Below are 13,288 nucleotides of genomic sequence, written 5' to 3'. Positions count from 1 at the left end.
CAGGTAAACGCCTTCCCATATTCGCGTCGAAACGCCACTCGCATGACGAAAAGAAGACGCCGAGCGGACCGGTGGTGTAACCCCGGGAAACACCCGCGCGGCGCTCAAGGCATGGCGGCGGCGCGGATGCTGACGCGGTATCGGCGTGGCACCGCGACGGCCCGGAACGCCCAGGCCGGGGCGATCACGGGTCGGCAATGCCCCGCATGCCGGGGCACGGCGCGGCCGTGAACTGGGATGACGGTCGCGCCGGTGGCGTTGGCCACGCGGACCCGCCGGAGGGCGGTACGGGAAGGGCGCGTCAGCACCACCCGGAGGGGGGCCGGGGGCGCGGGCTCAGGCGGCCTTGGCGCCGCCTGGCCGGACAGGGACGTAGTGGCGCGTGTCAGCCGTCGGCGGAGCGCCGGGACAGGAAAGCGTGGCGATCGGCGATCTCACGGTCTTCGGGACGCGCGGGAATGGAAGGAGAAACCCCTGGTTCCGCTTTCGAAAGAACACGAGTGAGATAGAGGCATGCAATACGTCGAGGCATGAAATACATCGGGGTTCGCCATCCATGAACCATGCGGGACCGAGTGGCACGGGACGCCGGGGGTCTACTTGGCTTTAGGCATGGACAACGGCCCGGAATGGTCTCCGCAGGGCGGTCGGCAGGGCGCGCCGGGAAGAACCAGAACCTGCTTCGCGGGTCACCGGACCTCAGTCTCCCTTTACCTGGACTCCACATGAGCATCGGGCTCACTGCGGGAAGTCGGGGGAACGACTCTCCGGGAGGCCCAATGGGGGTACGCGGCTGTCTCGCTCACCGGTCAGATGAATGCGATGTCACCGCGTTGCGCCTACGGCAACAGTATCGGACGCCCCTTTGCCCGTACCACCCTGACCTTTTGTGGCTATCGGTGGCGCGACCACACTTCCTTACTCCTGCGTAAGATCAGTCGCCGCGCACACCGAACGCCCCATTTATATGCCTGAGCGAAGAGTCGCCGACCTTGCCACCTGGGCGTCAGCCCTGCCCGGTTCGCATCCGCGATACCCGGGACCGACACCCGCGAGGCGTCGTTCTCCACTCCCGGGAACGCACATCCAGGCAGGCGACCGTGCCCGTTTGGCCACCAGGGCTGCCCGTTTCCCGCCCGTATCGGGCCCTTAGATGATCATCGTGGCCCATCTCACAACGCACCCGGTCGCTCACGCACCGCAGTCCCGCGGGGCCCGCCTCAGATCGGCGACGAGGCCGTCGAGCGCACCGCACAGAGCCGCGGAGTTGGCCCGGTCGAACCAAGTGGTGCGGATGCGCTCGTTGTTGCCGCGCGGGGTCTCGTGGTCGGCGGCGAGCCGGTCCAGGGAGCGGCTCGCGTCGCCCAGGGAGCGGCCGACGCCCTCGAAGAGCCCCCGGACGTAACGCTCGGCGTCCTCGGGGGCGATGCCCTGGTCGGCAGCCCACGACGCGAGCGTGGCGAGATACGCGTAGTGGGTCGTGAGCGTCCCTGTCAGCGCGGAGAAGACGTCGAAGGCGGCCTCGTCCGCGACCGGGAGCGCCCCGCCGAGGCGCTCGAAGAGCGCGTCCACGACCGGATGCGACGGATACGTGACCGTGACGGAACGGCGTTCGCGGATGGCGGGCAGGGGGATGGCTCGTGTCAACGGAGCTTCCGTGGCGAGTGTGCGGCGCAACTCGTCGTTGCCGACGCCGGCCATCACATTGACCACGACCTTGCCGTCGTCCACCCACAACCCGGCGAGCGCCGCCCGCTGGTCCTGGCGGCGCACAGCGATGAACACCACGTCCGAGCGGTCCACCACCTCCTGATTGTCCGCGCAGGTCCGCACGCTCTCGTAACGCGCCGACAACTCTGCGGCCGCGCGGGCCCCTCGGGGCGAGAGGAACACCTCCGGCGCCCCCTCGCCCCCGCCCGCCTCCCCCTCGCACAGGCCCGTCACGACCGCCCGTCCGATCTCGCCGACCCCGATCACGCCGATGCGCTTCACCATGTCTCCCTCTCCTCCGCGTGCTGATCGGGGCCCATGCTCCGTCGCCTCACCCGGCGAGGGAAGCGCGGAGGAAGTCGAGGATCTCCGCCCGCGCGGGCTCGGCCTGCGGGACCACGCCCGGCAGGCTCAGGAACGCGTGCGGGGCTTCGGCGTGTTCGGTGAGCCGCACGGACGTCCCGGCCGCGCGCAGCCCTTCGGCGTAGCGGCGGCCGTGATCGGCCAGCGGGTCGTGGGTCGGCACCACCACGAGCGCCGGGGGCAGCCCGCCCAAGTCGTCGGCGTACAGCGGCGAGAGCGCGCGGGGGTCGGTCCCCTCCGGCACGGCGAGCCGCTGGAGCAGGCGCAGGACCGGCAGGGCGAGGGTCGGGGTGTGCGCGTGCTCGGTGATCGAGGGGTACGCGAACATCGTGCCGGTGACGTCGACGGCGGGGTTGACGAGCACCTGCGCCCGCAGGCCCACACCGGCCCGCCTGGCCCGGATCGCCGTCAGGGCGCAGATCAGCGCACCGCAGCTCTCGCCGAAGACAGCGGTCCGCGCCGGGTCGACACCCCAGCGCCCGGCCTCGCTCAGCACGTGCGTGAGCACGTCCCAGCCGTCGTCGACAGCGTCCGCGAGGGGGTGGTCCTGGTCGACGAGGCGGTGCTCCACCGACACCACGACGGCGGGCAGCCGGGCCGCGACATGGCTGGTGACCCAGTCGCACTGCGCCGCCGTCCCCACGAACCCGCCCCCGTGCACGTGGAGTACGAGCGGCAGGCCGGTGCGCCCGGCGCTCCCGTCGTCATGCCCCGGGGCCGGACGGTAGACCCGGACCGGGAGTTCACGTCCGGGCAGCGCCACCGTCTCCCACTGGACGGTGGCGCCGGGGTCCGGCTCGCCCAGGAACGGCCGTGCCGCGCTCGACGCCCGGAAGCGGTTCTCCGCCTCGCGGTAGGCGACCAGTTCCTCGGCCGTGATCGTCGCCCAGTCGGGCTCCTGCGGGCGCTGCGCGGCAGTGATGTCGCTCATGTTTCTTCTCCTTGCCCAGAGTCGGTCATCACCCGGAGTTTCGCGACTCCAGGTATCGATACTCAAGGTAGCGAAAAGAGGTAGGGTGTGGATATGACATCGCCCACATCCGCCAGGCCGCCGGGCCGCCCGCGCGCCGGCGTCAACGCGGCGGTCTTCGCCGCCACTTTGAGCACGGTCCAGGAGGTCGGATACGCGCGCGCCACCGTCGAACGCATCGCCGGCGCGGCGGGCGTCGCGAAGTCGACGGTCTATCGGCGCTGGCCGACGAAGGGCGCGCTGATCGTGGACTGCCTCCTGGACGCGTTCGGCCCGGCGCCGCTCGCGGGCGGCAGCCGGGCCGAGCTCATGACCTCGACGATCCGCTGGGTCGCGGCGAAGGTCGGCGAGCCCGGGGTGGGCGACGCGTTCGCCGGAGTGTTCAGCGACGCCGTCAGCGACCCGGCCCTGCGCGAGATCCTGTCCACGCGGTTGCAGGACCCGTACCGGATCGCGCTCCAAGAGGCGCTCGACGAGCCGGAGAACCGGGTCCTGTTCTTCATCGACGTCGTCGTCGGAGTCCTGCTGCACCGGATGGGCATGACCGGCGAGCCGATGGTCGAGCGCGACGTCGACGCCCTGATCGACATGATCCTGCCGCACTTCACCGAAGGACCGAGCCGGGCCTGACGCTTCATCGGGCCACGTCCGGGGCCCGGCGTCCGGCGCCGCGCGCCGCGAACACCCGGGCCACGGGCGCCGGAACGCCTCAGGGGCACTGTCGCCGACGAGTGTCGAGCGACAGGGCCCCTGAGTCCTCAGAAATCGCGGGCGGCTCAGCGGGCGAGCACGCCGAACTCCCCGCCGGGCCACGGGACCTCGGAGGCCGTCGGCGGCTTCACCACGCGGGTGGGCGCGGTCCCGGCGATCTTGCCGCCCTTCGTTCCGACCGACCACACCTCCGACACGTTCGCCCGGACGGGAACGGTGATCTCGGGCTGCTTGTCCCCGTTCAGGTCCGTCATCTTGAGCTGCTGGGGGATGCGGTAGACGCCCGCGGGACGGGGCAGGCCAGGCGCGTTGTAGCTGGTGAACAGGGCGCCGGTGCCGGTCACGCCCTTCTTCGTGCCCTTGAGCACGTACAGGCCGCCCCCGCTGATGTAGCAGTGCTCGCAGGTGGCGTGCCGCTCACCGGGAGCGCCGACGACCAGGTCGGCGTAGCCGTCCTTGTTGAGGTCGCCCGCGGCGACGTCGATGCCGAAGCTGTCGCCCGCCTCCACACCGCCCGGGACTCCGGGGCTGTCCTCGGTGAGCACCTTGGCGGCGCGGTTCTCGTCCACGCCCCCGGAGGAGCCGTACTGGACCAGGACGCGGCCCGCGTGACGCTCGGTCTCCCGTACGTACGTCGAGTCGCCCACCGCGATGTCGCCGTACCCGTCCTTGTCGAAGTCGCCGACCGTGACGCTGTTGCCACCGCGGACGGTGGCCGCCGTCTTGCGGAGCCCGGACGCACCGCCGAGCAGCACCCGGCCCGGCCTGCGTTCGTCGCCGAGGACCACGAGGTCGTCGATGGCGCCCTTGTTGATCCGGCCGACGGCCAGCCGCTTCTGGGCGTCGGTGTACCTGAACCCGGCGCCGACGTCCACTGTCTTGGCCGACGCGGGCGAGCCGTCCGCCTTGAAGGGCCCCTTGTGCAGGCGCAGCGCCGTGGAGTAGCCGACGATCAGGTCGGTCTTGCCGTCCCCGGTGAAGTCACCGGCCTTGAGGACCGTGCCGAACCCGGGTCCGAACTCGCTGCCGGGCATCGTGGTGCCGCCCTTGAGGCCGGTGCGGCTGCCCCAGAGCAGCGTGACCACGTCGCGGCCCTCGGAGCGGGACGCGACGGCGAGGTCCGCGTAGCCGTCGGCGTTGAAGTCGCCGTTCGCGAGCGTCCGGCCGAACACCTGGTTCTGCTTCGCGTCGCCCGGCACACCGGGGCTGTTCTGGGTGACGGCCTTCAGGCCGGTCTTCTGGGCGCCGTTCTTCGAGCCGTACGAGACGGTCACGTAGCCCGCGTTCAGGGCCCGGGTGGTGCCGCCGTCCGCGCCTGGGACGTCCAGGCCGCCGTCCGGGGCGCCGATCGCGAGGTCGCGGTACCCGTCGCCGTTGAAGTCGTCGGCGTACCGGGTGGGCGCGGGGCCCGCGGGAGCGGCCTGGGCCGCCTGGGTGCCGGTGAGGCCCGGCAGCCCCCCGGTGAGTGTCATGACCGTCGTGGCCGCCGCGGCGACCACGATCGCGCGACGGATGTGGCTACGCACGTCCGTTCCCCCTCTGGGAAGTAAGTAGATGGCACCCCCAAGACCCGTGACGTGCGGGAACGGTTGTGCGGATCTTCACGGCACTTTCACCGCCGCGGCCGGACCGCCCCACGGCCGCACCGGCGGGGACTGCGGACGAGGGCCGGGTCCCCACCCGTAGGAGGACGGCGCGCCGGAACGCTGGCCCCATCGATGTACCGGCGCGCTCCGCACTCGGCACGATGAACGGCCCCTCGGCGGGGACGAGCATGGAATACGGACATTCTCCCCACCGCACACCCCCGCACGTACCCCTCTCGTACCTGCCCGTACCTGCCCGCACCTGTTCGCCCCCGCCGCCTCGAGGAGACCCCGTCGTGCCCAAGGCATCGAGATCACGGACGCAGCGCACCACCACGGCCGTCGCCGTCACCCTGCTTGCCGCCACCGCCCTGACCGGGCCACCGGCCGCCGCCGACGACCACCCGCCGAGCGCCGACCTGCGCGCCGACGTGAACCAGGACGGCCGCGTGGACGTCACCGGCGGCTCGGACGAGGCCGGTGAGGACTCCTGGCGGCCGGGGCGCGGCGCGGTGTTCCTCGCCAACGTCGACGACGACTCGCGGCGCTGCCGGACGCGCCCCGGCGACCTGGACCGGATCGACCCGGCCGTGGACACCCGCCTCGCCGCCTGCCACGACGCGGCCGACGAGAAGGTCAACGGGCGGCGCGACGCGGCCGATCTGGCGCCGCTGCGCATCGCGCCCACCGAGGTGGGCGACGACGCGACGGGCCACGTCACGGTGCCCTCGGCCCAGCGCCCGTACGTCCGCCTCTTCGTCAGGCGCGACGGCCGGCTGCGCGTGCTGCGCGGCCCCCTCACCGCCGCCGAGCTGCGCGCCGGGGTCGAACTGGCCCTGGAGGGCCGCGACATCGTCCGCGACCCGCGCCGCTGGAACGGCCTGGTCGACGTGGCGCTCACCGTGCGCGGCCAGGGGCACCGAAGCTCCGACCGCGTGCGTCTGAAGGTGGCGCCCGTCCTCTTCCAGAACGACCTCCAGCGCGCGCAGAGCGTCTTCGCCGCGAAGCCGGGCCCCGGCAGCGGTGCCGTCCCCGGGGGCGTCGGCGCGGGCTACCGGCCGCGCGAGTGGAAACCGTTCGCCTCCTCGCTGCGCCGGGCCGCGCGCGCCGCGGGCCTCGCCGACCGGGACGTGACGTTCACGGCCGGCACCCGGCAGTGGTGGCGCGAAATCTGGCGGCAGGACATGGTCGAGCCCACCGTCGCGAGCGTGCCCGCGCCCGGCGGCCGGGTGCACACCATGCGCGTCCTGCTGCGCAGCCCCATGAAGTGGCTCTCCCCCGACGGCGGCGAGACGACCCTCAGCCGGTCGGGCCGGCTGCTGTTCCGCGACTTCCGCGGTCCGGACGTCGGCGTCGTGCAGCAGTTCGCTCCCGGCCGCGAGCCGGACGGCATGGACCTGCAGAACGCCACCGGCAACTTCGAGTCCCTGCCGCCCTCTCCGGGCCATCCGCAGGGGCGGGTCCTGTACGGCACCGATCCGCTCCGGCAGCCGGACGCGTCGTACGTGAAGATGATCGAGGCACAGGCCCAACAGCCCTCCGTCACCATCGACACCTCCTGGCTGCTCGTCGGCCACGTGGACGAGACCGTGCACGTGGTGCGGGCGGACAACGCACGCGGCTGGACGCTCGCCGTCGCCGACCCGCGCCAGGCCCTCGGCCTGCTGCGACGCACCCAGAGCGCGGGCCAGGGCGGGCAGCGGATGTTCGCCGCGACGAGCATGCCCGACAAGCCGACCGTCGACGAGCTCCTGGCCGACGAGAAGTTCCTCGCCGACAACGCGAAGGCCGCGGGCCACATCGACGGCCAGATCCGTGCCCTGCTGCGGCAGACCGGCCTCAGCGAGCGCGACCTGGTGCGCCTGCCCGTGCTCTACACCATGGCCACCGTCCACCCCGAGATCCCCGAGGGCGCGGTCGCCCTCTCCCCCAGCATCCCCAACGGCCTGTCCCTGACCAGCCGTGACTACGCCGCACCCGACCCCCACGGTCCCCGCTTCCGCGGCCGCGACCTGTTCCGCGACGCGGCCGAGAAGGCGCTGGCCACCGGTGGGGTGCGCGTGCACTGGGTGGAGAACTTCGCCTGGGCGCACCTGGCCGGCGGCGAGGTGCACTGTGCGACGAACGCCCTGCGGGACACGTCGGGGACGGCGCGGTGGTGGACTCGGCGCATGGCATAGCAGGACATAGAGTGATCGGTCGCAGCCCGCGGCCGAGTGTGCCGCGGGCTCTTGTTCGTCGGTCACCTCTCGGTGGCGCCCGGCCGACGCCGGGCGCCACGGTTCTCTCAGCCAGGAGTTGTTCCCTTGTCCTCACGTGAGCATGTGAAGTCGCGGGCGTCCGCCGGGTCCGCGTACGTCGGCACGGCGGCGGTCGGGCGTGCCCGGCGGCTGTCCGCGGCGGCCGTGGTGGCCGGTTCGGTGGCCGTGGCCTGTCTCGCGGGCGCCGTCCCGGCGCACGCGGCCGAGGGCGCCGGGCCCGTCGGCCACCGGGTTGCGGCGGCGCCGTCCGCCGCCGGCAGCGTCGCAGCGGCGACGACCGTGGTGACGGAGGGCCAGGTCAAGGAGGCGGCACCCGGCGGGACGCTCCTGTACCCCAGCGTCACCAGCTGTCTGACCGTCACCGTCCACCTCCGCTCGGGCGGCGCGGTCGGCGCGCACGCGAGCCTCTTCCAGGTCCCGGGCGAGCTGCGCTCGGACCAGATCCTGGACCGGGTCAAGGCCCTGGTGGGTACGCGCGAGGTGGCGTCCGTGGAGGTCAGGGGCGCGGTCGGGGCCTGGCATCCGGCGTACTTCACCAAGGCGATCGAGAGCTACGGCGAGGGCGAGGAGGTCCCCGTGCCCACGGGCCGGGACTTCGCGGGGCTGACGGCGGCGGTGGCTCGGGGCCTCGGCGTGCCGACGGACACGGTGACGGTCACGGACGTACCCGACGGCGATCAGGTCGTGGAGGTGCGGCGGCACTGACCCTCGGACCCGGACCGTCAGGCCTCCGCCACCGCCTGGCGGTCCGTCAGGGCCCGCGCCTTGGCGTTCTCGATGTGCCGCCGCATCGTCTTCGCGGCGCCGACCGCGTCGCCCGCCGCCATCGCCTCGTATACAGCGGTGTGTTCGCGTGCGGGGGACTCGGCCTCGGAGGAGCCGAGTTCGGTGAAGAGGCGGAAGCGCTGGACGTGGCCGCCGAGGGAGCGGTAGGCGGTCTCCAGGAACGGGTTGTCGCACTGGGCGGCGATGCGCAGGTGGAAGCGCTCGTCGGCGGCCCAGTACGGACGCACCGACGCCGACCGCGGCGCCGCCGCGCAGCGCCTCAGCTCCTCGATGCTCTCCTTCAGCTCGTCCAGGAACTCCGGCGTGGTGCGGCGCGCCGCCTCCTGGACCATCGCCGGTTCCAGGACGAGCCGCGCGTCCATCAGCTTGATGAGTTCGCGCTCGGTGAAGAGGGGCGCGACCCGGTAGCCCTTCAGGGCCTCGCGGCGCACCAGGCCCGTGTGCTCCAGGCGGGCGAGCGCCTCGCGGAGCGGCGTCTGGCTGACGTTCAGCTCCCGGGTCAGGGCCCCGATGTTGAGGGACTGCCCCGGTGACCACAGCCCGTCCATGAACTGCCCGAGCAGGACCTCGTACATCTGGTCGGCCAGGGGTTGCCGGGCGGGCGGGCGCGTCGTAGCCATCATGCCTCCTTCGCGCTCGACCCTAGCGCAGCCGTCCCCACTCTTGATCACGGCCAGATCCTATACTATTTTGCTCATCGCTATAGTATAGCCAGCGATCGAGGAGGACTCCCATGCCTGCCACGCGGGTGCTCGTGACCACGGCGTATCTGGAACCCGGCGGAGAGGTCGACCGGCTGTTGCGGGAGGCCGGACTGCATACGGTCTTCGCGCGCCCCGCGGACCGGCGTGCGACGGGCCGGTCCCTGGCCGCGGCCGTCGCCGAAGCGGGCGCCGCGGGCATCGTCGCGGGGACCGACCCGTTCCCGGCCGCAGTGCTGGACGCCTCCCCCGCGCTGCGGGTTGTCGCCCGCTGCGGCGCCGGGTACGACAACGTGGACGTGGCCGCCGCGACGCACCGCGGCGTCGCCGTCACCCACACCCCCGGCGCCAACCGCCGGTCCGTCGCCGAGCACGTGCTCGGCCTGATGGTGAGCTGCGCGCGGGGCATTCCGCAGAACGTCGCCGACGTACGGGCGGGCGGCTGGTCGCAGCCCAGCGGGCGGGAGTTGGCGGGTGCGACGCTCGGGGTCGTCGGGCTCGGCTCGATCGGGCGGACCGTGGCGCGCCTCGGCCTGGCCATCGGCATGCGCGTCGTGGGGCACGATCCGCGGCTGGACCCGGCGTTCCACGCGGAGACCGGGGTGGCCGCGCTGTCCCTGGAAGAGGTGCTCGGCCAGGCCGACTTCGTGACCCTGCACCTGGCCCTCGACGACTCCACCCGGCACCTCGTCGACGCCGCCGCGCTGCGCCGGATGCGGCCCGGCGCGTACCTCATCAACACCGCGCGGGGCGGCATCGTCGACGAGGAGGCCCTCGCCGACGCCATCGCCGAGGGGCGGCTCGCGGGCGCCGCGCTGGACGTGACGGAGCAGGAGCCGCTGCCTGCGGACTCCAGGCTCCGGGCGTTCGGCGGCGTCCTGGTGACGGGACACATCGCGGGCGCGACGGCACAGGCCCGGTCGCGCTCCAGCCTGGCGGCCGCTCGGCAGGTGATCGACGTGCTTTCGGGGCGGGATCCCGCGCACGTGGTGAATCCGGAGTGGGCCGCGGCGCGCGCGGAGGTGCGGTGATGGCGGGCGACGAGGTGCCGGGGACACTACCGGCAAAGTCGGCCCCCGCACCCGCCGGAGCAGCCGTGCCTCCCGGAGCACCCGTGCCTCCCGGAGCACCCGTGCCTCCCGGAGCACCCGTGCCTTCCGGAGTACCGGTACGTTCCGGAGCACCCACGCCCCCCGAAGCCCTGCGCATACCGGGCGGCCCGCCCCTCGCCGCGAACCTCACGTGGCTGTTCACGGAGCTGCCCTTCGAGCGGCGCTTCGACGCGGCGGCCGGGGCGGGCTTCGCGGGGGTCGAGTACGCCGACCCGTACCCGTATCCCCCGGCGCGGCTGCGCGGCCTGCTGCGGGACGCGGGGCTGCGGCAGGTGCTCATCAACTCGCCCGCCGGTGCGGCGGGTTCGCCGGAGCGGAGAGGTCTCGCCTGCCACCCGGGCCGCACCGCCGACTTCCACGCCGGGATCGAGCGCGCCCTTGAGTACGCCACCGATCTTGGCGCCGGGCTCCTGCACGTCCTCGCCGGGGTCACACCCCCGGACATACGCCCCGAGCGGGCCTTCGCCACGTACGTCACGAACATCGCCTGGGCCGCCGAGCGCGCGCACGGCACCGGGGTGCGCGTCGTCGTCGAGGCGCAGAACCAGCGGGACGCGCCCGGCTACTTCCTGCGCACCCAGGAGCAGGCGAAGGACGTGGTGGAAGCGGTCGGCCCCGACCGGGCCGGACTGCTCCTCGACCTGTACCACGCCCAGGTCACGGAGGGAGACCTCGTCCGGACCCTGGGCGCCTCGCTGCCGTTCGCCGCGCACCTCCAGATCGCCGACCCGCCCGACCGCAGCGAGCCGGGCAGCGGCGAGATCCGGTGGCCGCGCGTCTTCGATGCGCTGCACACGGGCGGGTACGCGGGCTGGATCGGCTGCGAGTACCGACCCGCGCACGGCACGGTCGCCGGGCTCGGTTGGGTCTCCGAGGTGAGCGCGTGACCGCCTCCGCCCGCCCGCACCCCGGCCCCCTGCCGCCGCGCGCCCGCCCCCGCATCGCTCTCATCAGCGCCACCCCGGCCGCGATCGGTCCCGCCGTCGCCGGGCTCGCCGCCGCCTTCCCCGAGGCCGAGCCCTGGAATCTGCTCGACGACACGCTGCTCCCCGACGCCGAGGCGCAGGGCGGGCTCACTCCGGCGCTCACCGACCGGATGCGGCGGCTCATCGCGTACGCCGTCGAGGGCGGCGCCCAGGGCGTCCTGCTGACGTGCTCGCTCTACGGGCCGGTGGCCGAGTCGGTCCGCGGGCCGTCGGCGGACTCGCGCCCAGGCTCGGCGGCCGACTCGCGCCACGGGCCTTCGGCCGAACGCGCCGACCCGCCCGTCCCCGTACTCGCCGCGGACTCCGCCGCCTTCGCCGAGGCGCTTGCCGGAGGCCATCGCCGGATTCTCGTCCTCGCCTCCTTCGCCGGGGCGTTGGAGGACTCCCTGGAGCGATTCCGCGCCGCGGCGCGGGCCGCCGGCTCGCCCGTGGAGGCGGTCGGTCGGGTGATCGTCCCGGGGGAACTCCCGGATCCGGGCGGCGCGGACGCGGCCCTCCTGGCGCAGTACTCACTGGCCCCGCACGCCGAGGACCTGGCCGCCGCGCTCGGGCTGCCCGTCCACACCGGGCCGCACAGCGCGGCCCGTGCGCTGCGCCTCGCGACCGGTGAGGACACGGCGACCACCCCAAGTGGGGCAGATGAGGCAATAGCCACGAACAGTTCATCAGCGACAGAAGGGGATCCGTCATGCTCGGAGTGATCGCCGACGACGTGACCGGGGCGAGTGATGTGGCCCTGGCCCTGCGTGCGAGCGGGCTGCGGACCGTCCTGTACTTCGGGGTGCCGGACGCGGACGTGGCGCCGACGGACGGGTGCGAGGCGGTCGTCGTCGCGCTCAAGAGCCGGATGGCACCGCCGCCGCACGCCGTCGCCGAGTCACTGGGGGCCCTGCGCCGTCTGCGGGAACACGGCGTGCGGCAGGTGTACTTCAAGTTCTGCTCGACCTTCGACTCCACCGCCGACGGCAACATCGGCCCGGTCCTCGACGCGCTCGCCGACGCCCTCGACGCCCCGGCCGTGCTCCTGACGCCCAGCTCGCCGGAGCACGGACGCACCCAGTACGAGGGCCAACTCTTTGTGAACGGCGTGCCGTTGGCCGAGTCGCCCATGCGGCACCACCCGGTGACGCCGATGACGGACTCGTCGCTGCCGAGGCTGCTCCGGGCCCAGACGGACCGGCCGGTGGAGCTCGTCCGGTGGGGCACCGTGCGCGCGGGCGCCGACGCCGTCCGCGCGGCGATCGCCGAGGCCGCCGCGCGCGGAGTCCGCTATCTGCTGGCCGACGCCCTCGACGTGGACGACCTGCGCACCCTCGGCCACGCGGCGGCCGACGCGGCGCTCACCGCGGGCGCGGCCGGGCTCGCGGGCGGCCTCGCGCACGCGGCCCCGGGCAGCGCCCTCGACACGTACGAGGAGAAGGACCCGCTGGCCGCCTGGCCCGCGGCCGTCCTCAGCGGAAGCTGCTCCGCGCGCACCCTGCAACAGCTCGACGTCCTGCGCGCCCAAGGCCGGCCCGTGTACCGGCTCGACCCCGTCGCCGAGCCCGACCCGGCGGCGCTGGCCGGGCGGGCGCTCGACTGGTACGACGCGCTGCCGCCCGGCTCGCCCGCCGGGGCACCCGTCATCCACTCGTCCGTCGGTCCCGGCGAACTCCGCGCCGTCCAGGGGGCCTTGGGTGCCGAGCGCGCCGCGGCCGTCCTGGAAGAAGCCACCGGCCGCATCGCCGCCGGGCTCGTGGCACGCGGCGTACGACGTGTCGTCGCGGCGGGCGGTGAGACGTCGGGCTCCGTGGTGGCGGCGCTCGGCATCACGGGCGCCTGGATCGGCCGGGCCGCCGCCCCTGGCGTGCCGTGGCTCCGTCCCACGTCCGGCCCCGGCATCGCGCTGCTGCTCAAGTCCGGCAACTTCGGCGCCCCCGACTTCCTGGCGGCCACATCGGCACCGCCCGGGGCCCAGCCTCCCGGGGCCCAACCTCCCGGGGCCCGGGCCCCGTCTCCGGAAGCCCCTCCACGACGGCCCCCGGACGCCCCCGCTCCCCCGACCCCTTCCGCATCCCGGCACCACGCCGGGCCCCCGCGTCACACCCCCGCCCCTCCCTCTC

At 73.7% G+C, this 13,288-nt stretch carries 11 protein-coding genes; 7 read left to right on the top strand and 4 right to left on the bottom strand.

All coding sequences use genetic code 11. From position 1 onward, the window contains the following. Positions 1-1,191 precede the first annotated feature (1,191 nt). A complete protein-coding gene (locus OO63_RS03135; protein ID WP_030363377.1) occupies positions 1,192-1,995 on the bottom strand; it encodes an NAD(P)-binding domain-containing protein in 804 nt (267 codons plus the stop codon). A gap of 46 nt (positions 1,996-2,041) precedes the next feature. Then, positions 2,042-3,004, bottom strand: coding sequence for an alpha/beta hydrolase (locus OO63_RS03130; RefSeq protein WP_030363378.1), 963 nt, complete (start codon positions 3,002-3,004; stop codon positions 2,042-2,044). 93 nt (positions 3,005-3,097) lie between these two features. Between OO63_RS03130 and OO63_RS03125 the strand changes: the two genes are divergently transcribed. Then, positions 3,098-3,673, top strand: a complete 576-nt coding sequence (locus OO63_RS03125) for a TetR/AcrR family transcriptional regulator (protein WP_030363379.1) — start codon at positions 3,098-3,100, stop codon at positions 3,671-3,673. A 146-nt stretch (positions 3,674-3,819) separates the two neighbouring features. Here OO63_RS03125 and OO63_RS03120 read toward each other — a convergent pair whose 3' ends face one another. Further along, positions 3,820-5,280, bottom strand: coding sequence for an FG-GAP and VCBS repeat-containing protein (locus OO63_RS03120; protein ID WP_157853934.1), 1,461 nt, complete (start codon positions 5,278-5,280; stop codon positions 3,820-3,822). Positions 5,281-5,636: 356 nt separating this feature from the next. Between OO63_RS03120 and OO63_RS03115 the strand changes: the two genes are divergently transcribed. Together OO63_RS03115 and OO63_RS03110 are read left to right on the top strand one after the other, a co-directional pair. After that, positions 5,637-7,520: a protein-arginine deiminase family protein gene (locus OO63_RS03115; protein ID WP_051810487.1), complete on the top strand. Its 1,884-nt coding sequence runs from the start codon at positions 5,637-5,639 to the stop codon at positions 7,518-7,520. Between the two features lie 126 nt (positions 7,521-7,646). Then, positions 7,647-8,306 carry a hypothetical protein gene (locus OO63_RS03110; protein WP_234311458.1) on the top strand — a complete coding sequence of 220 codons (660 nt, stop codon included), beginning with the start codon at positions 7,647-7,649 and terminating at the stop codon, positions 8,304-8,306. A 17-nt stretch (positions 8,307-8,323) separates the two neighbouring features. Here the strand turns inward: OO63_RS03110 and OO63_RS03105 are convergent, their stop codons facing one another. Next, the gene (locus OO63_RS03105) at positions 8,324-9,010 is read right to left on the bottom strand and encodes a GntR family transcriptional regulator (RefSeq protein WP_078618844.1); all 687 of its coding nucleotides are present in this window, start codon (positions 9,008-9,010) and stop codon (positions 8,324-8,326) included. 110 nt (positions 9,011-9,120) lie between these two features. Between OO63_RS03105 and OO63_RS03100 the strand changes: the two genes are divergently transcribed. From OO63_RS03100 to otnK, 4 genes are all read left to right on the top strand, one after another. Further along, positions 9,121-10,119 carry a phosphoglycerate dehydrogenase gene (locus OO63_RS03100; protein ID WP_030363384.1) on the top strand — a complete coding sequence of 333 codons (999 nt, stop codon included), beginning with the start codon at positions 9,121-9,123 and terminating at the stop codon, positions 10,117-10,119. Between the two features lie 119 nt (positions 10,120-10,238). Beyond that, positions 10,239-11,087, top strand: a complete 849-nt coding sequence (locus OO63_RS03095; protein WP_234311459.1) for a hydroxypyruvate isomerase family protein — start codon at positions 10,239-10,241, stop codon at positions 11,085-11,087. After that, the gene (locus OO63_RS03090) at positions 11,084-11,887 is read left to right on the top strand and encodes a hypothetical protein (protein WP_234311460.1); all 804 of its coding nucleotides are present in this window, start codon (positions 11,084-11,086) and stop codon (positions 11,885-11,887) included. The genes OO63_RS03095 and OO63_RS03090 overlap by 4 nt, the downstream gene beginning before the upstream one ends. Then, positions 11,875-13,288: 3-oxo-tetronate kinase (gene otnK / locus OO63_RS03085; protein WP_063750351.1), on the top strand; the 1,414-nt coding region annotated here is incomplete at its 3' end. The genes OO63_RS03090 and otnK, both read left to right, overlap by 13 nt.

It is taken from the genome of Streptomyces alboflavus, assembly GCF_000716675.1.
In the GTDB taxonomy this organism is placed as follows: domain Bacteria; phylum Actinomycetota; class Actinomycetes; order Streptomycetales; family Streptomycetaceae; genus Streptomyces; species Streptomyces alboflavus.
The sequence above is the reverse complement of the archived record's forward strand: the minus strand, read 5'-3'. Positions and strand labels throughout refer to the sequence as shown.